General features: G+C 59.3%; 15 protein-coding genes, 1 tRNA gene and 1 pseudogene. 11 read left to right on the top strand and 6 right to left on the bottom strand.

The features are described from left to right. Nucleotides 1-194: 194 nt before the first annotated feature. A complete protein-coding gene (locus PspS49_RS24630) occupies nucleotides 195-2,252 on the top strand; it encodes a methyl-accepting chemotaxis protein (RefSeq protein WP_160041806.1) in 2,058 nt (685 codons plus the stop codon). Here PspS49_RS24630 and PspS49_RS24635 read toward each other — a convergent pair. Next, the gene (locus PspS49_RS24635) at nucleotides 2,245-3,147 is read right to left on the bottom strand and encodes a LysR substrate-binding domain-containing protein (protein WP_160041808.1); all 903 of its coding nucleotides are present in this window, start codon (nucleotides 3,145-3,147) and stop codon (nucleotides 2,245-2,247) included. The genes PspS49_RS24630 and PspS49_RS24635 overlap by 8 nt on opposite strands. Before the next feature lie 226 nt (nucleotides 3,148-3,373). Here PspS49_RS24635 and PspS49_RS24640 point away from each other — a divergent pair, with 226 nt between their 5' ends. The 7 genes from PspS49_RS24640 (at nucleotide 3,374) to PspS49_RS24670 (ending at nucleotide 10,435) form a co-directional block, all read left to right on the top strand. Beyond that, complete coding sequence (locus PspS49_RS24640; protein WP_160041810.1) at nucleotides 3,374-4,492, top strand: ABC transporter ATP-binding protein; 1,119 nt, start codon at nucleotides 3,374-3,376, stop codon at nucleotides 4,490-4,492. Nucleotides 4,493-4,507: 15 nt separating this feature from the next. Further along, complete coding sequence (locus PspS49_RS24645) at nucleotides 4,508-5,428, top strand: ABC transporter permease (RefSeq protein ID WP_160041812.1); 921 nt, start codon at nucleotides 4,508-4,510, stop codon at nucleotides 5,426-5,428. Further along, the gene (locus PspS49_RS24650) at nucleotides 5,428-6,234 is read left to right on the top strand and encodes an ABC transporter permease (protein ID WP_160041814.1); all 807 of its coding nucleotides are present in this window, start codon (nucleotides 5,428-5,430) and stop codon (nucleotides 6,232-6,234) included. The genes PspS49_RS24645 and PspS49_RS24650 overlap by 1 nt, the downstream gene beginning before the upstream one ends. A 27-nt stretch (nucleotides 6,235-6,261) precedes the next feature. Further along, the gene (locus tag PspS49_RS24655) at nucleotides 6,262-7,308 is read left to right on the top strand and encodes an extracellular solute-binding protein (protein ID WP_160041816.1); all 1,047 of its coding nucleotides are present in this window, start codon (nucleotides 6,262-6,264) and stop codon (nucleotides 7,306-7,308) included. Between the two features lie 60 nt (nucleotides 7,309-7,368). Then, entirely contained in the window at nucleotides 7,369-8,823 is a 1,455-nt protein-coding gene (locus PspS49_RS24660) for an amidase (protein WP_160041818.1), read from the top strand. Between the two features lie 86 nt (nucleotides 8,824-8,909). Beyond that, a tRNA-Met gene (locus PspS49_RS24665) sits at nucleotides 8,910-8,986 on the top strand. A 294-nt stretch (nucleotides 8,987-9,280) separates the two neighbouring features. Continuing rightward, the gene (locus tag PspS49_RS24670; RefSeq protein ID WP_150750507.1) at nucleotides 9,281-10,435 is read left to right on the top strand and encodes a Fic family protein; all 1,155 of its coding nucleotides are present in this window, start codon (nucleotides 9,281-9,283) and stop codon (nucleotides 10,433-10,435) included. 177 nt (nucleotides 10,436-10,612) lie between these two features. Here PspS49_RS24670 and PspS49_RS24675 read toward each other — a convergent pair whose 3' ends face one another. The 3 genes from PspS49_RS24675 to PspS49_RS24685 form a co-directional block, all read right to left on the bottom strand. Next, complete coding sequence (locus PspS49_RS24675; RefSeq protein WP_123535560.1) at nucleotides 10,613-10,837, bottom strand: SymE family type I addiction module toxin; 225 nt, start codon at nucleotides 10,835-10,837, stop codon at nucleotides 10,613-10,615. A 79-nt stretch (nucleotides 10,838-10,916) separates the two neighbouring features. Further along, on the bottom strand, nucleotides 10,917-11,309 hold the full coding sequence (locus PspS49_RS24680; protein WP_238786300.1) for a helix-turn-helix transcriptional regulator: 393 nt from the start codon (nucleotides 11,307-11,309) through the stop codon (nucleotides 10,917-10,919). A gap of 361 nt (nucleotides 11,310-11,670) precedes the next feature. Beyond that, nucleotides 11,671-12,780: a DUF2817 domain-containing protein gene (locus PspS49_RS24685; protein WP_160041822.1), complete on the bottom strand. Its 1,110-nt coding sequence runs from the start codon at nucleotides 12,778-12,780 to the stop codon at nucleotides 11,671-11,673. Nucleotides 12,781-13,050: 270 nt separating this feature from the next. Between PspS49_RS24685 and ggt the strand changes: the two genes are divergently transcribed. The 3 genes and pseudogenes from ggt to PspS49_RS29930 all read left to right on the top strand — a co-directional run. Further along, complete coding sequence (ggt, locus tag PspS49_RS24690; protein ID WP_160041824.1) at nucleotides 13,051-14,883, top strand: gamma-glutamyltransferase; 1,833 nt, start codon at nucleotides 13,051-13,053, stop codon at nucleotides 14,881-14,883. A gap of 396 nt (nucleotides 14,884-15,279) precedes the next feature. Then, the gene (locus PspS49_RS24695; RefSeq protein WP_160041826.1) at nucleotides 15,280-15,648 is read left to right on the top strand and encodes a DUF6124 family protein; all 369 of its coding nucleotides are present in this window, start codon (nucleotides 15,280-15,282) and stop codon (nucleotides 15,646-15,648) included. A gap of 126 nt (nucleotides 15,649-15,774) precedes the next feature. Continuing rightward, a pseudogene (locus tag PspS49_RS29930) lies at nucleotides 15,775-15,927 on the top strand (transcriptional regulator); the annotation flags it as partial. Between the two features lie 23 nt (nucleotides 15,928-15,950). Here the strand turns inward: PspS49_RS29930 and PspS49_RS24705 are convergent. Further along, nucleotides 15,951-16,583, bottom strand: coding sequence for a LysE family transporter (locus PspS49_RS24705; RefSeq protein ID WP_160041828.1), 633 nt, complete (start codon nucleotides 16,581-16,583; stop codon nucleotides 15,951-15,953). Between the two features lie 77 nt (nucleotides 16,584-16,660). Beyond that, nucleotides 16,661-17,260 (bottom strand): flavin reductase family protein, encoded by a 600-nt coding sequence (locus tag PspS49_RS24710; protein WP_160041830.1) that lies wholly within the window; start codon nucleotides 17,258-17,260, stop codon nucleotides 16,661-16,663. Nucleotides 17,261-17,323 lie beyond the last annotated feature (63 nt).

A 17,323-nucleotide genomic window follows, 5' to 3' on the forward strand; every position in this document is an offset into this window, starting at 1 on the left:
TGAATCTTGCCTTGCTTCTCCCCTTGAACGCGGGCGCCTTACAAAGGCGACCGACAATGGGAAGTTTCGCTACAGAGCCGGCCTACAGAGCGGGCGAGAGTGAACTTTCGAGGCCTTTTAGCAGGGCACAACATCAACGTCGAACGACCGCGATGCACGCCAATGGTGCGTGGTGTCCAGAGGAGTCATGGGGCATGCAGGCTTTCCTTTCACCGGGGATCAAATTGCTGGGGCGGTTTGGCTTCGCAGGTAAATTCCAGTTGTTGTTTCTGCTGTTCATTCTGCCGTTGGCCGGCAGCCTGTTGATGATCGGCCAGGACTATCGCGACAAGCTCAATCTGATTTCCGGCGAACGCGCCGGCGTGCGGCAGTTGCTTGCGCTGGATGCGCTGGACAACCTGCTCGCCGCGCAACGTGACCGCGCCGCCCGTTGGCGCGCCACGGAAACCAATCGCCAGCCGACACCGGCCACTCTCGCCGCCATGGGCGCCTTCGACGCGGTGCAACCGGCGGTTCTGCAAGCCACCACAGATTTGGGCAACGCGTTGAAAAACGAAGGCGCGGAAAGCGAAACCCTCACCCGCTATCAAGCGCTGCAAACCGCGCTGAATGGGCTGGATTCGAAAAGCCTCAGTGGTGTCGGTTGGTGGCCGGACGGTTACGAGCGCTTCACCAATGCGTTGAGCGCCCTGCAAGCGTTGCGCGAACAGATCGTCATGGACAATCGCCTGACCCTCGCGCCGTGGCTGGAAACCTATCTGCTCACGCAGATCTCCACGCAACACGCGCCAGACCTGATCGAACGCGTTGGACGCCTTGCCGCCGTCGGCCAGGCCTCGGTCGTCTCCGGCCAATTCACCCTGCAAAGCCGTTTGCAGTTGCGCGACCTGCGCAGCCGCATCGGTGACGCCCGCGAGCAACTGGTCAAAACCGCCACGCTGCTCGAAGCACGCCTGCCGAAAGATCAGCAGAGCTGGGCCAGCCAATACCACGACAGCCTGAAACGCCTCGACAGCGGCCTGAAGATCCTTGATGACGGCGTGTTCGGCGGCAGCATCACGCTCAAGCCGGACGACTTCGAACGCAGTCTCGACGCCTTGCTGACCGACCTCGCCGCCCTGCGTCAGCAATCGCTGGTATCGCTGGACCAACGACTCGACGCTTACCACAGCTCAGCGATCCGTCAGTTCATCATCGTCGCAGCCATCTTCGGCTGCCTGCTGCTCGCGGCGCTGTACCTGTTTGTCTGCCTGCAAGCCTCGATCCGCCGCAGCGCCAGCGGCATCACCCTGCTCGCCGAAGCCCTGCGCGACGGCAACCTCAGCCTGCAAGTGCCGGTGGTGGGCCGCGATGAATTGGCAGCGATCAGCACCGCGCTCAACGTGGCCGTGGTGCAACTGCGCACGAGCATGCTTGGCGTCGATCACGAGACATCGCAACTGAGCAACGCGGTACGCAGTCTCAATGAGCATTCCAGCGGCGCCCTCGGCGAAGTCGAAGCGCAGCAGTTGCAGATCAGCCAGATCGCCGCAGCCGCCACGCAATTGGCCGCCACCTCGCAAGGCGTGGCGCAGAGTTGCGAGCAGGCTTCTGGCAGCGCCCAACACACCCGGCGCATCGCCGCCGACAGCAGCCGCGACAGCCAGCGCACCACGGCGAGTATTCAACAGCTCAATCAGCGATTGAACGAAACTGCTGCAGCGCTGGGCCGGGTCAGCGAGCAAGGCCAGCAGATTCAATTGGTCGTCGACACGATTCGCGGTGTCGCCGAACAGACCAATCTGCTCGCGCTCAACGCAGCCATCGAAGCCGCGCGAGCTGGTGAACAAGGACGCGGTTTCGCTGTGGTCGCCGATGAGGTGCGCAGCCTGTCGCAACGTACGCAGTCGTCCACCGCGCAGATCGCCGGTACGGTCGACAGCCTGCGCGCGACGGTCAACGAAGCCGTGACTCTGATGGAAGCCGCGTGCGGCCAGGCGCAAACCGATGCCGAGTCGGTCACCGGTCTCGGTGAACGCCTGGGCGAAATCGCCAGCGCCGTGCAGAGCGTCACCGACACGTTGGCGCAGATCGCCACGGCGGTAGAAGAACAGGCCAGCACCGCCGACGAGGTCAGCGGCAATATCCAGCAGGTCGATCAGGCTGCCGTGCGTTTGCTCGAAGGTGCACGCGCAGTGAATCTTGCTGCAGACACACTGAGCCAGGGCAGCAAGGCGCTGAGCGACAACACCGCACGCTTCCGCCTCAGTTGATCACGGCCTCGGGGAAGTCCGCTTCCAGCTCAGCCTTGAGCCATTGAATAAACCACGCCACATCCGCCGAGAGTTCGGCGGACGGCGTCAGCACTCGATAGCTCTCAAGCTTCACCTCAGCATCGACCGCACGCACCAGTTTGCCGCTGGCCAGCTCATGGCGCACCAGCACTTCGTTGGCCAGCGCGATGCCCTGCCCGCTTTCGGCGACTGACAGCGCGTGGTCATTGTTGACGTAGAGCATGTCGGAATTGAGATGAATATCGAGATCGTGCGCGGCGAACCACAGGTTCCACCATTCGCCGTCATCGACGTGGATCAGTTCGTGGCTGACCAGATCGGCCGGGCTGTTGATCGGTGCGATGCTGGCCAGATACGCCGGCGTGCAAATCGGGAAAACCCGAGGACAAATCAGCGCTTCCCGTGAGTCGGCATATTGCCCGTCGAGGCCGTAGACGATGCCCAGATCTGCGCTTTTGCCATCCACTTCGGTAAAAGTCGAATTCGGCTCAATGGCCAGTTTCAGCCCCGGCCGCAGATGCCGCAGCGCTTCGATCCTCGGCATCAGCCAACGCTTGGCAAAACCCGGTACCACCATGATCCGCAGCCAGCGCTCGGCATCTTTCGGCTGAGCTTCCTTGCCCGCCTCGATGATCAACTGCAAAGCCGCGCTGATCTTGCGGTGATACTTCTCCCCCGCCGGCGTCAGGTTGACCCCGCGCGAGGTGCGCTCGAACAGTTGAATGCCCAACCAGTCCTCGAGCAATTTCACATGCCGGCCAATCGCAGGCTGGGTCACGTGCAGGGCTTTCGAGGCTTCGACGTAGCTGCCCAAACGAGCGGCGGCATCAAACGCACGCACCGCGTTGAGCGGCGGCAAACGGTGGTCGGGCATGATTCCTGGCACCTTCGGCTGTTAAATTAACTAACACCTGCCATGTTTAAATTGAAGTGTCGCGCCGCGCAACCCCTGGCTGATAATCGAGCCACAGCAGAACAAAAAAACAGCTGGTTTCACACCCGAACGCAATCTCGATCCTGCCCAAAAAAATAATATCCATGGCCCGACGGCAACGCTTTGCAAAGCGAGTCGCAGGCGATGGGGGAATCGGAGGTAACGCATGAATGCCCTGCATTCGCTGCAAACGCTGGCGGTCTCGATCCGCTCAGTACGCAAGGTTTACGGTGATCCGCAGACCGGCCCGGTGGCGCTGAAAAGCATCGACCTGGACATCCGCGACAACGAATTCTTCACCCTTCTCGGCCCGTCCGGCTGCGGCAAGACCACGCTGCTGCGGATGATCGCTGGGTTCGAATTTCCCACCGAAGGCGAAATTCTCCTCTACGGCGAAAACATTGCTGACCGCCCGCCGTTCCAGCGGCCGGTCAACACGGTGTTCCAGCATTACGCGCTGTTCCCGCACATGACCATCGCCGAGAACCTGGCTTTCGGCCTTGAATCGCAGCCGATGGGCAAAGTCCTCAGCAAGGCGCAAATCGCCGAGCGCGTGCGCGAAATGCTGGCGCTGGTACAAATGGAGCGCTTCGCCAATCGCAAACCGGCGCAACTGTCTGGCGGTCAGCAACAACGTGTCGCCCTCGCCCGCGCGCTGGCACCGCATCCGAAAGTGCTGCTGCTCGATGAGCCTCTGTCGGCGCTCGATCTCAAGCTGCGCCAGGCGATGCGCGAAGAGTTGAAAACCATCCAGGCCAAGACCGGTATCACCTTCATCTTCGTCACCCACGACCAGGAAGAAGCGCTGACCATGTCCGACCGCATCGCCGTGCTTTCCGAAGGCGAAGTGCAGCAGGTCGGACGCCCGGAAGATATCTACGAACGCCCGCGCAATCGCTTCGTCGCCGACTTCATCGGCGAAACCAATTTCATCGAAGGCACCGTCACTCGCGTGGAAAACGGTCAGGCGTGGTTCGCCGGCCCGGCGGGTCATCCATTGCCGGCGCAACCGTGCAGCGATGTGCAGGTCGGCGCCAACGTCACGCTGTCAGTACGTCCCGAACGCTTGCATCTGGTATCGGCCGCGACTGAAGCCGCGCTGCCGTGCCGGATCGAAGCGCAAATCTACCTCGGCACCGATCTGCAATATCAGGTCAGCCTCAGCGACGGTTCGCGCCTCACCGTGCGTACGCCCAATTGCGTCGATCAAAGCCTGCGCTTTGCCGTCGGCTCCCAGGCCGGTCTGTTGTTCGACCGCGGAAGCGCCAGCGTCCTGCACGACTGAGCCGGAGAAATTGCCATGCCCGCCTTACCGATTGCCAACACGCTGGAGCGGCGCAAAGCCTTCCAGAGTTTCCTCGGGGTCAGCCCGGCGCTGATCGCCATCTGTTTGTTTCTGCTGGTGCCGATTCTGATCGTCATCGGCTATTCGCTGATGGAGGCCAACCCCTACGGCGGGGTCAACAAAGTCTTCAGCAGCGACGCCTACACCTCGCTGCTGTTCGAACGGCAACTGGATGACAGCCTCGCGTTTGCCGACTCGTATCTGATCATCGCCCTGCGCTCGATCGGCATTGCCGGGCTGACCACGATCATCACGTTGCTGATCGGTTTTCCGGTGGCGGTGTGGCTGGCCATGCAACCGGCGCATCGCCGTGGCCTGCTGATTTTTCTGATCACCGTGCCGTTCTGGGCCAACCTGCTGATCCGCACGTACGCGTGGATTCTGTTGCTGCGCAACACCGGGGTGATCAACAACAGCCTGATGGGCATGGGCGTTATCCATGAACCATTGCAGTTGTTGTACACCGACGGCGCGGTGCTGCTCGGGCTGGTTTACACCTATGCGCCGTTCGTGGTGTTGCCGATTTACGCGACGCTGGAAAAGATGGATATCCGTCTGCTCGAAGCCGCGCAGGACCTCTACGCCGGACGCGTGCGCACCTTGCGCAAAGTGGTGTTACCGATCGCCAAACCGGGAATTCTCGCCGGCGCCATCCTCACCTTCGTGCCGTGCCTGGGGGCGATGATCGCCCCGGAACTGCTCGGTGGCGGCACGCGAATGATGCTCGGCAACCTGATCTTCCGGCAGTTCAGCGATGCACGTAACTGGCCGTTCGGCGCAGCGTTGTCGCTGGTGCTGATGGCCGCGGTGATGCTGGTGTTGACCGTGTATGCCCTGCGCGCCGAGCGCCAGCGCATCGCCAAAGGAGGTGCGTGATGATCGGAGTATTCAAACGCAAAGGGCTGGGTGTGCAGGACTTTCCCGGTTTCGGCGGCTTCAGTTTTCTGTTCTACCTTTACCTCTATGCGCCGATCGTGGTGCTGGTGGTGTTCTCCTTCAATGCCAACCAATCGGCGACGGTGTGGACCGGTTTCAGCCTCGATTGGTATCGCGCCGCCTTCGCCAATCAGGCCTTGCGCCAGGCCGCCGGCAACAGCCTGTTGATCGCCGTCTGCGCAAGCGTGATCGCCACGGCGATTGCCACCCTCGCCGCCCTCGGCACCTCGCGCGGCGCCAAGTTCAAGGGCCTGCAGTTGTCGATGGGCGCGATCATGTTGCCGCTGGTGTTGCCGGAAATTGTCGTCGGTGTGGCGACGCTGGCGCTGTTCTCCACCATCGGCCTGTCGCTGGGTTACGGCAACCTGATCATCGCGCACACGGTGTTCTGCATTCCCTTCGCCTACCTGCCGATTCGTGCACGGCTGAACGACATGGACCTGTCGCTGGAACAAGCCTCGGCCGACCTGTATGCCGGCCCTTGGCGAACCTTTCGCAAGGTCACTCTGCCGCTGCTGATGCCGGGGATTTTCTCCGGGCTGATGCTGGCCTTCATCGTCTCGCTGGATAACTTCGTGATCTCGATGATGGTCTCACAAGCGGGCACCACGACCCTGCCGATCTTCATTTTCGGCCTGCTGCGGATGGGCGTGACACCCGACGTCAACGCCGTGTCGACGCTGATCCTCGGCGTCTCGGTGCTGTTCGTCAGCCTCTCTTACCTGTTGGGCAAAAAGAACGCCTGAACCTTCTACGACCTGTGGGGAAATAGCATGAGCAAGTGGATAAAAAGCGTCGGCACTTCGTTGTTTCTGACATTGCCGTTGAGCATGGCCGCCAGTGTTCAGGCCGCAGAGAAACTCAACGTGGTGAGCTGGAGCGGCTACTTTTCGCCGGAGATTCTTGCCAGGTTCCAGAAGCAGACCGGCATCGAAGTCACCGTCGATTCCTACGACTCCAACGAGACCTTGTTGGCGAAATTGAAACAGGGCGGCGCCGGTTATGACGTGGCGATTCCGTCGCACCAGTTCGTGCCGATCCTGATCAAGGAAAACCTGCTGGAGCGCTTCGACCCGGTCAAAGAGCCCTACTACGCCAGCGTTGTGGATAACCTGAAAAAACCGAGCTGGGATCCGGAAGGCGCGTATTCGGTGCCGTTCATTTGGGGCACCACCAGCGTCGTGCTGGACTCCGCGCGTTACAAAGGTCCGGCCGACAGCTACAAGGTTTTGTATGAGCCGCCAGCCGAATTGCAAGGGCGGATCAACATGTTCGACTCGGTCAGCGACATGGTCGACATGGCCAGCCTCTATCTGAATATCCCGCTGTGCAGCGAAGACCCGAAACAGATGCAGCAGGTGCTGACGTTGCTCAAGGCGCAGAAGCCGTTCGTCAAGACCTACAGCTCCAAGGCCGGTTCGATTCGCGAGAACCTCGCCTCCGGTGAAATCGACATGTCGATGTTCTGGGGCGGCTCGTCGATGCGTGCCCGCGAGATGAAACCGACGCTGAAATACCTCTACCCGAAAGAAGGCGTGCTGGCCTGGGTCGATAACATGGTCATCCCCACCGGCAGTAAAAATCCGGCGAATGCCAAGGCGTTCATCGCCTTCCTCAGCCAGCCGGAAAACTCGGCGATGACCCAGAACTTCCTCAAGCATCAGAGCCCGATCAAAGGCGTCGAACCGTTCCTTGATGCAGCGCTCAAGGACGCGCCGGAATTGCACATTCCCGAGGGCACCAACGTGGTGTTCAGCAAGACTTGCGGCGAAGGTGCGATCCGCCTCGCCGACCGTCTGTGGACCAACCTGATGCGTTGATCTTTACCGCCCCGTCGCACTGGCGGGGCGTTTTTCCAGCCGTCTGAAAGGCCGCTTGCAATGAACTCTAATAACATCAGCGAACTGGTCCTGTTACAGGCCCACGCGCTCGCCGAACGCATCCGCCTGCGTCAGGTTTCCTGCCGGGAAGTGATGCAGACTTACCTTGCCCATATCGAACGTTTCAATCCGTTGGTGAATGCGCTGATCAGCCTGCAATCACCGGAACATCTATTGGCTCAGGCCGATGAACGCGATGCCGAACTGGCGCGTGGCCAATACCGTGGCTGGATGCATGGCTTGCCCCACGCGATCAAGGATCTGTCGCTGACCCACGGCATTCGCACCACGCTGGGATCGCCGCTGTACAAGGACTTTGTGCCTGAGCGCGACGGCATCATGGTCGAGCGGATCAAGGCTGCTGGCGCGATCATTATCGGCAAGACCAACACCCCGGAATTCGGTCTCGGCTCGCAAAGTTACAACCCGTTGTTTGGCGCGACTGCTTGCGCGTATGACCCGACCAAAACGGCGGGTGGCAGCAGTGGCGGCGCAGCGGCGGCACTGGCGATGCACCTGGTGCCGGTGGCGGATGGCAGCGACATGATGGGGTCGCTGCGTAATCCGGCGGCGTTCAACAATATCTTTGGTTTCCGCCCGTCACAGGGGCGTGTGCCGTTTGATGACAGTGCTGATCTGTTTTTTGATCAGCTCGGTTATGAGGGGCCGATGGCGCGCAGCGTGAGGGATGCGGCGTTGCTGTTGTCGGTGCAAGCCGGGGGCGATGCACGGGCTCCGCTGTCCATCGCTGAATCCGGTGAGGCCTTTGCGGCGCCGCTGGAGCGTGATTTCAAGGGCTCGCGGTTGGGTTGGTTGGGCGACTTCAACGGTTATCTGCCGATGGAGAACGGCGTTCTGTCGCTGTGTGAGAAGACGTTTGCCGACTTTGAAAGCCTCGGCTGCCACGTTGAGTCGGTTGAGCCTGGGTTCGCGCCGGAACGGCTGTGGAGCAGTTGGCGGACGTTGCGGCACTGGATGGTCGCGGGGTCGTTGGGCGCAACCTATGCCGATCCGCAGAAGCGTGCGTTGTTGAAACCGGAAGCGATCTGGGAAGTGGAGAACGGCCTGAAGCTGTCGGCCAGCGAAGTGTTCGCCGCCTCCGTGGTGCGCAGCGATTGGTATCGGGCAATCTCGAAGTTGTTCGAACGCTACGACTATCTGTTGCTGCCGAGCGCTCAGGTGTTTCCGTTCGACAAAACCCAGCCGTGGCCAACGTCTATCGAAGGCGTGGCGATGGACACGTATCACCGCTGGATGGAGGTGGTCATCCCCGGCACGCTGTCGGGTTGCCCGGTCGCCAGTGTGCAGGCCGGATTCAATTCGCACGGTTTACCGATGGGGCTACAGATCATCGGCAAGCATCAGGCCGACTTCGCTGTCCTGCAATTGGCGCACGCTTATGAGCAGGCCAGCCGCTGGTTCCAACGCTGCCCTTCGCCGCTGCTCAGCCAGTGATTTTGATAAACGGTTGAAAGCGTAGAAAAAATTTTTAAATTTACGCTTGACGCTTTTCCATTTCAGGGGAATAATGCGCGCCACTTGGCTACATAGCTCAGTTGGTTAGAGCATAGCATTCATAATGCTGGGGTCCGGGGTTCAAGTCCCTGTGTAGCCACCAAGTACTAAAAACGGCTTACCGAAAGGTAGGCCGTTTTTTTATGCCTGCAATAATTCCCCCTCCGGTTCCCCACCTACAGAAGGCCTATCCACAGCCCTTTCGATTGGATCAGTGTGATCGCAGCCCCTCATCAGTCAGACTTTCTTACATTTTGCACTTCGCCTTTTTTCACATAAGCAAATATCAAATTCAAGATAATGCTAACCTCACACCTCAGCTTTTAGCCAATAAATCCTGGCCTCCACAATAGAAAATTCAAGATAATCAAAAATAACACTTGAGATAATTATTATCATGGCCGAGTTTTTCCATCACGACCTGGCGCTGCTCAATCCCTCCTTTGACTCTGACCTGGTGGATGTCTTGAGCGAACTGGAGCACCTACGTCGTCTGAGACTCGAAGGCGATACGCCGCCACAGGTGTTTCACCAACTCAAGTCATTGTTCCATGCGCTGGAAAGCCTCGGCTCTGCGCGCATTGAGGGCAACCACACAACCTTGGCGGACTACATTGAGAGCAAAGTGGAGGGGAAGGCCCACGAAACTGACCAGCTTCGTGAGGTAGCCAACATCGAGAATGCGATGGATTACATCGAGCAGATCATGGCGCCGGGCGCAGAACTGACCGAGCGTACGATCCGCGAGCTACACGCGATGACCGTCGACAATCTCCAACGCGAAGGCGACAAAACGCCAGGCGCATACCGCAGCGGTGGTGTGCGGATTTCACAATCCGATCATCTGCCGCCCGACTTCATCCAGATTCAGGCATACATGGAGGAACTCGTCGAGTTCGTTAACCGTAAGGACTCCCCCAAATATGACCTGATGAAGGTCGCGCTGGCGCACCATAGATTTGGATGGATACACCCGTTCGGTAATGGCAATGGCCGCGTGGTCAGACTGCTCACCTATGCGTTACTGATGAAATATGGCTTCAACGTCAATACGGGCGGTCGCGTATTGAATCCTACAGCCGTGTTCTGCAACGACCGTGAACGCTATTACTCAATGCTCGCAACAGCTGACAAGGGAACAACGGAAGGGTTGGAGCAATGGTGTACGTATGTCTTGCAAGGCATACGCGACGAGCTTGAAAAGGTCGACCGCCTAACCAATTATTCTTATCTCACCAAGTGCATTCTCGTCCCTGCTATCGCCTTTGCACGGGAACGCGAATGGATCACCGAGACAGAGGAACTGGTGCTCTCTGCCGCGATTAAACTGAAGCTAGTCAAATCTGCGGATGTAGCAGCTGTACTCCCCAAACATTCGAGTAATCAACGGACCTACTTGATAAAAAAACTGGTGGATCAGGGAATGCTTTTACCGCTTACCCCCGGAGCAAGGCAGTACACGATTGGATTTTCCAATAACTACCTGATTCGCGGAGTCATTAAGTCACTCAGAGAGCAAGGCTTCATACCTGCCCCTTTGGAAATCCCCTGAGCACCGATCTACAACCGGTAGTATTCGAGTCCTGCTACCGATTTGAACTGCGGATTATCGGATACTCACCCGAATAAGCAGCCGGCAGAAAGGCTCTTAAAAAACGCCGCTATCCCTTGAGGGTTAGCGGCGTTTTTCCTACGCAAATAGCGTTGCGGCTTTACTCGGACGATTCATCTATTCCGCTGTAATCACCAGACACCCTTTCATCACACGCACTTTGACGTTCTCGTTCACCTCGAATCCCGCCTGCCGCAACCACAGTCCGCGAAGCCTGATCCAGGGCACCGGTTTGGCGGGGCTGTAGGTTTTTTCCTTGGTGTGAACCGGGTAAAAATCAGCGGCGATTTTCAACCTGCGTTCAGTGATGGGGGTTGATGACGTATGATTGGTTTTAGCCATGATTAGCTCCTGTTTAGCTGCTTGTGGTTAGCGGGGCCAGGGTGTTCGCGCACCTTGGTTCCGCGTTCTTTGGGTTACTTCAAATTTCTTTTTCTTCGTCGCTCGCTTTGGTCGCTGCCTGTGCGATTAGTGCGTCGAGCATCTGCGCAATGACCTTCTGTTGGACCTTCGAAAGCTCATTGATGGACTGCAGCCGTCGATACCACGTCGAGGTCAAGCTGCGTCTGGGCGTCTCCGTGTACGAGGGAACCCCGAGCAGGTCTTCAACAGGCACGCGAAGCGCAAATGCCATCTTCACCAGTGTCGTGACCGGCATGCTGCGCGTGCCCTCCTCGTAGCCCTGAAAGGTTTGCCGGGAAAGACCTAAAGCCCGTGCAAACCGAGTCTGTGTGATCTCGTGCACTGTGCGTAAGTGAGCAATTCGACTGCCCATCGCCACCAGAAAATCGCGATCCTCATTGGAAATACTCATGACAATGGCCGACTGAAAATAGAGTTGAATGGCAACGGACTCATCCTTTTCATCTGAAATCCATCCTGGAAAAACAACAGAAAACATCCTCAGGTAAAGGCGCGTAAGTTGTCGACCTGAAAGATTTGTAGGAGAAATGCAGAACAACCGCTAGGTCGGGGGCGAGGTACTACAGGCGCGAAAATGCCTTTTCATTCGACTAAATCGGTACCGACAGATCAGGTTGAAAAACCGCTGTAGGAAACGTGTTCGATCCAGGTATGAATTAGATCGCGCAGCACGGATACAAAAAACGGCTTACCGCAAAGTGAGCCGTTTTTTGTGCCCGGAGGAAAGTGCCGGCAGCAAAGACACTGATGATTTACCGCGACCAGTTACCCAACGCCGACAACCCTTTCGCCCAGATCTGCCGAGTGCGCAAACTGACCATTGCGCGCCAGTCCGGATCGGTCGGATAGAACTGCTCGAGCAGATTCAGTTTGATCTCACGCCCTATCGCATCCAGCGGATCGCCATGCAAATGCAGCCACTGGTCATCGCGCAAATGCCGATGCACAGCCGGCCCCGGATACGTCCCGCACTCGATCACGAACGGCATCAATTGCACGTCCGGCAATGCATTAAGCAACGCCTGTGAGGTGTACCCGGTAGCCGTCGCTGCCACTCCGGTTTCGCTCAGGGTGTCGGCGCCCGTGTGCAGGGTGTAAAGCCATGGACCATAAATCGCCTGGGCCTGCGCGAGTGCCGGGTACGGCGCCTGGGTGATGGTCAGCAACATCGGATGGCCGTATTCGCCAGCGCCGGTATGCAGATCGAAACACATCACGGTTTCAGCGCCAGCCAGATACGCGTCGATGATTTGATGCAACGTGCGATTCGACCAGCTCGGCGCGAGGCCACCGTAAAACAGCCCGTCGGGATGGCTGTGCTGACCGCCCTCGACAATCGACATCACCGCTGGCCAGCCGTGTTCTTTTATCTGCGCATCGAGCAAGGCATCGGCGCTTTTGCGCTCGGGGCCGTTCAGATCAGTGCACGCGTAGATTTCATGCAGGGCGGCGTACGCGCGGTTATCCGGTAGCGGCCCGGTGAAATCGAGGTGATTACGGTTGAGGTCGATGTTGTCTTCGTTGACCCGGCGCAGCCATGCGGTGCCCCATGGGTTGATCAGGTGCACCATCACCACGGCGACATCCTTGGGCAGCGAACCGGGTACGAATGCCTTCAGCCAATCGATCTGACAGTCCGAGCCGTAATAACCCTCGACCCCGTGCGTGCCGCTGAGCGCTACCAGCCGACGTTTGGCTTGCGGATCGCCGAGCACAGCGACGTCGGTACTCAGCGGTTCGCCGAATGGCCCGCAGCGTGGATGGGCGTAGGAGGTGAGCGTGGCGCCGACGGCATTGGCGGCGGCGATGAACTGTTCGCGTTGATCGCGGTAGCTGGACTCGGTGGGGAACTCGCTGTGCATTATTGGCCTCTTGTGATTTTTATGGTTTGACCTCTGTAGGAGTGAGCCTGCTCGCGATAGCGTCATCACATCCAACATCATTGCTGACTGACCCACCGCTATCGCGAGCAGGCTCACTCCTACAGGGGGACGTGTGCGGTCAGTCAATTGAGGTTGACCCTAGCGAACATCCGCCCCGAAAAGAAAGACAAAAATGCCCATCGGTTTGCGTCGCGACCGAGCGGTCGATAAAGTCCCCGAGACTTTTATCCCACGGACGGAGAGCCCCACGTGTTTCCAGCCCTGCCCTTGAGCCGCTTGCGCCTGCCAGCCCTGATGCTGATCATCAGCGCCCTGACCCTCACCGCCTGCAACGCCCCGCCCTCCTCGACCTTGCCGCTGGCACCGGAGGCTGCTTCCGGTTACCGCACCGATCTACAAACCCGTCACGCCAGTAAACACATGGCCGCCGCCGCCAATCCGCTGGCTGCTGAAGCCGGTCGCGAGATGCTGCGTCAGGGCGGTTCGGCGATTGATGCGGCGATTGCGATGCAAGCGGTGCTGACGCTGGTTGAGCCGCAGTCGTCCGGGATCGGCGGCGGCGCGATGATCGTGTTGTGGGACGGTAAACAGGTGCGCACCTACGACGGTCGCGAAACCGCACCGGCTGGCGCCACCGAGAAGCTGTTCCTGCGCGCCGATGGCCAACCGATGTCGTTCCCGCAAGCACAGATCGGCGGTCGCTCGGTCGGTACACCGGGGGTGTTGCGCGCACTGGAGATGGCCCATAAACAACACGGTCGCCTGCCATGGGCGAAGCTGTTTGAACCGGCGATCAAACTGTCCGAGCAAGGCTTTGCGATCTCTGCGCGTTTGCACTCGCTGCTGGAATCAGATCCAATCATCCGCCAGTCGCCGGACATGGCCAAATATTTCCTCAACGCCGATGGCAGCGTCAAAACCGTCGGCACGCGCCTGCAAAACCCGGCGCTGGCCGCAGTGCTCAAACGCATCGCCAACGAAGGCGCGGACGCGCTGTACAAAGGCCCGATCGCCGAAGAAATCGTCGCCAAGGTGCAGGGCCACGCCAACCCCGGCAGCCTGTCGTTGAATGATTTGCAGCGCTATCAGGCCAAGGAACGCGCGCCGCTGTGCACCGATTACAAGCGCTGGCAGGTTTGCGGCATGCCGCCACCGTCGTCGGGCGGCATCGCCGTGGCGCAGATTCTCGGCACGTTGCAGGCGCTGGAAACCCACGACCCGCGTCTTTCGCTGACACCGCTCAAACCGGTGAAAACCGACAAACCGGCTGGCATCGAACCGGCGCCAGAGGCTGTGCATTTGATCGCCGAAGCCGAACGCCTGGCTTACGCCGACCGCGCGCAATACGTCGCGGATACCGACTTCGTGCCGGTGCCGGTCAAAGGCCTCGTCGACCCGGGTTATCTCGCCAGCCGCGCCAGCCTGATCGGCGAACGCAGCATGGGCAGCGCCAAACCGGGCACACCGCCGGGCGTGCAGGTGGCCTACGCGCCGGACCGCTCGCCGCTGCGCATCTCCACCTCGCAAGTGGTTGCTGTGGATGACCTCGGCGGCGCGGTGTCGATGACCACTACCATCGAAGCCGCGTTCGGCTCGCACCTGATGGTTCAGGGCTTCTTGCTGAACAACCAGATGACCGACTTCTCGTTCATCCCCGAAGAGAACGGCCAGAAAGTCGCCAACCGTGTCGAACCCGGCAAACGCCCGCGCTCGTCGATGGCGCCAACGCTGATCTTCGATCGCCACAGCGGCGAATTCGTCGCCACGGTCGGCTCGCCGGGTGGTTCGCAAATCATCGAATACGTCGCCAAAACCACCGTCGGCCTGCTCGACTGGAGCCTCGACCCACAAAGCGCCATCAGCCTGCCCAACTTCGGCAGCCGCAACGGCCCGACCGAACTGGAACAAGGCCAGTTCAGCCCGGCGCTGATTCAGACACTGAAAGACAAAGGGCATGCGGTGAATGAAATCGACATGACCAGCGGCACCCAGGCCATCGTGCGGGTCAAGGATGCGCAGGGGAAAGCGTCGCTGGAGGGTGGCGCGGATCCACGGCGTGAAGGGGAAGCGTTGGGGGATTGAGGCTAGGACGCAAACAAAAAAGGCTTACCGCGAGGTAGGCCTTTTGTTTAGCACACTGCGTATTTCAAATCGGGATGTTTAAAAGCTGCGAGGTAAACAGAGAACCGTCCCACAAGGTTTTCAGGTTGTCCGTCGGACGTCAGCTCTCTAGCCTGTACTCGTCGCTGCCAATTCAGTGACCGGGATTGGAAACCCCGAGTAGAACCGAGCGCACAAGCGCCTTTCATAACGTATCCTTGCGCACCTTCATGGTGTGCACTCCGTTATGGCGGCTGTGCGCGGGAGACCTTCGGGTCAACCGGGTTCTCCGTTCCCCGGGTTTCCAACCTGCGTACAGCTGCCACCTATTCGTTCGGAAACCGAATCGGCCAGCTCCTATCCTGATCGGAGAACACCATGAAAAAACCAACACCCAATCCCCCCGAAACAGACACCGACCCAACATCCCCGTACGCAACCATCGACAGCAAAAAACTCAACGAAGCGGCCGACCGCGCCCTCGACCACTACCTCAAACCGGCCATTCACATCATGGCGTCCACCCGCGTAGCTGAACCCATGTACCTCGCCAACCCGGTGTACGACACCGAATCCCTGCTGGCCAATGCCAGCGAAACCCTGGGCTCGGTCACGGAGATGCTCAACAATTTCGCCGCTGTGCTGGATACCGCGCACCGCAAGACCGCGCTGGGCATCGCGCAAATCGTCATGCTGAGTGAACTGGCGGTAAATCAGGCGCTGGATAACGTTCAGCCGGTTACGTAGTCTTCGCAATGCATAAAAAATCCGATGCCGTGCAGGCATCGGATTCTTATCTCCTGGCGTTGCCCGGCATAAACCTGGCGTCCCTTATTGCCCTATGAGGCAGACTCCTTTGAAGTGGAGTAATCCATGAACGTACGCCCCATTCATAACGAAGACGACTATCGTGCGGCGCTTAAGAACGTGTCTGCACTTTTCGACAACGAGCCAGTACCGGGCACTGCTGAAGGGGATCACTTCGACATCATGATCAGCCTTATCGAAGCCTACGAGGCCAAACAGCTTTCACATCCAAGATCTATGGCTCAGCGATTCGCCAGCAGATGCGTTCCAAACAACAGATAGCAGCCACCCGCGAACCGATCCAGCCACTGCCGCGAACGCTCATACACACCAGCGATCCGGCGACTGGCGAAGAACAGCGCCACGCAGCAATACCAGCTGAACGACAACGTCGCCATGGTCATCACCGCCAGCGCCAGTAACAGTGGCGGGATGTGAGCCGGCATGGCCGTGGCGAAGATGGTGGCGACGAACAATGCTGACTTGGGATTGGTCATGTTGCCCAGAAAGCCGCGGCCATAAGCGCCGAGCAACGTTTGCTGCGAGTCATCCAGCGTACCCGCGACGATCGGCGCCTTGCGCTTGAACTGCTTGAGCCCGAGGTAGATCAGGTAGCAGCCACCGGCAATCTTGAAGCTCAGGTACAGCGTCGGCGCGGCACTGAACAGCGACTGAATGCCCAAGCCACCCGCCAGCCCCCACAACACGGTTCCGCTGGCCACGCCGAGCGCCGCGACGACACCGTGGCGGCGGGAACGGCTGACCGCCAGTTGCGCGATATTGAAGAAGTTCGGGCCGGGCGTGACCACGGCCACAGTCCACAACAGGGCCAACGACAGCAACGGCGCCAGATAACTCGAAAGGGGAAAGTCCATGAGGGTATGCGCCTGATTGGGTTCGACGATGCCCTCTACCTTGCAACATCCCGCAATGTTTTGCCATCAGCCGTCATTCAGACCGCTAGCGTCTTGCCATCCACCGCATCACCAATCGTCAGAAAATGCCCGCCCGCCACGTGGTGCAAGGTGCGCAAACCATCGTGCCCTTCGAAATGCCAGCGCCCGTCGCTGAACACACGCTCATCGGCGTGGGCGGCGATGACTTCGGCGAGGAACAGATCGTATTGCTCGTGATTGCGCGGCTCCGGGAGCAAACGGCATTCCAGCCAGGCGACGCAGCCGTCAAGCAGCGGCGCTTCGACTTGTTCGCCGGCGAGGGTCTGCAGGCCGTACGCCTGAAATTTATCCTGTCCCTGGCTTTGGCTGATTTCCAGACCAGATGTATTGCCGACGGTTTGCACGATGTCGGCCTGATCGACGCACGGGACGTTGAGCACGAAGGTGCCGGACGCTTCGAGCAACTGGCGGGTCCAGGTGGATTTATCGAGGACGACGGCGACTTTCGGTGGCTCGAAATCCAGCGGCATGGCCCAAGCGGCGGCCATGATGTTGCGCTGGCCGTCGTGGGCGGCGCTGACCAGTACGGTCGGCCCGTGATTGAGCAAACGGTAGGCTTTGTTCAGGGGCACCGGGCGGCGGTGGGAATCGCTCATGGGATCTGCTCCGCGGGAAAAGGAGCCGATTGTAGCGCCAGACCACAGAAAGAAGGCGGGTGA

Origin of the sequence: Pseudomonas sp. S49 (assembly GCF_009866785.1) — a bacterium.
In the GTDB taxonomy this organism is placed as follows: domain Bacteria; phylum Pseudomonadota; class Gammaproteobacteria; order Pseudomonadales; family Pseudomonadaceae; genus Aquipseudomonas.

Excerpts from the sequence above, each read along its gene's own strand:
- PspS49_RS24630 (WP_160041806.1), top strand. The coding sequence starts at position 195 with ATGCAGGCTTTCCTTTCACCGGGGATCAAATTGCTGGGGCGGTTTGGC.
- PspS49_RS24635 (WP_160041808.1), bottom strand. The coding sequence starts at position 3,147 with ATGCCCGACCACCGTTTGCCGCCGCTCAACGCGGTGCGTGCGTTTGAT.
- PspS49_RS24640 (WP_160041810.1), top strand. The coding sequence starts at position 3,374 with ATGAATGCCCTGCATTCGCTGCAAACGCTGGCGGTCTCGATCCGCTCA.
- PspS49_RS24645 (WP_160041812.1), top strand. The coding sequence starts at position 4,508 with ATGCCCGCCTTACCGATTGCCAACACGCTGGAGCGGCGCAAAGCCTTC.
- PspS49_RS24650 (WP_160041814.1), top strand. The coding sequence starts at position 5,428 with ATGATCGGAGTATTCAAACGCAAAGGGCTGGGTGTGCAGGACTTTCCC.
- PspS49_RS24655 (WP_160041816.1), top strand. The coding sequence starts at position 6,262 with ATGAGCAAGTGGATAAAAAGCGTCGGCACTTCGTTGTTTCTGACATTG.
- PspS49_RS24660 (WP_160041818.1), top strand. The coding sequence starts at position 7,369 with ATGAACTCTAATAACATCAGCGAACTGGTCCTGTTACAGGCCCACGCG.
- PspS49_RS24670 (WP_150750507.1), top strand. The coding sequence starts at position 9,281 with ATGGCCGAGTTTTTCCATCACGACCTGGCGCTGCTCAATCCCTCCTTT.
- PspS49_RS24675 (WP_123535560.1), bottom strand. The coding sequence starts at position 10,837 with ATGGCTAAAACCAATCATACGTCATCAACCCCCATCACTGAACGCAGG.
- PspS49_RS24680 (WP_238786300.1), bottom strand. The coding sequence starts at position 11,309 with ATGAGTATTTCCAATGAGGATCGCGATTTTCTGGTGGCGATGGGCAGT.
- PspS49_RS24685 (WP_160041822.1), bottom strand. The coding sequence starts at position 12,780 with ATGCACAGCGAGTTCCCCACCGAGTCCAGCTACCGCGATCAACGCGAA.
- PspS49_RS24695 (WP_160041826.1), top strand. The coding sequence starts at position 15,280 with ATGAAAAAACCAACACCCAATCCCCCCGAAACAGACACCGACCCAACA.
- PspS49_RS24705 (WP_160041828.1), bottom strand. The coding sequence starts at position 16,583 with ATGGACTTTCCCCTTTCGAGTTATCTGGCGCCGTTGCTGTCGTTGGCC.
- PspS49_RS24710 (WP_160041830.1), bottom strand. The coding sequence starts at position 17,260 with ATGAGCGATTCCCACCGCCGCCCGGTGCCCCTGAACAAAGCCTACCGT.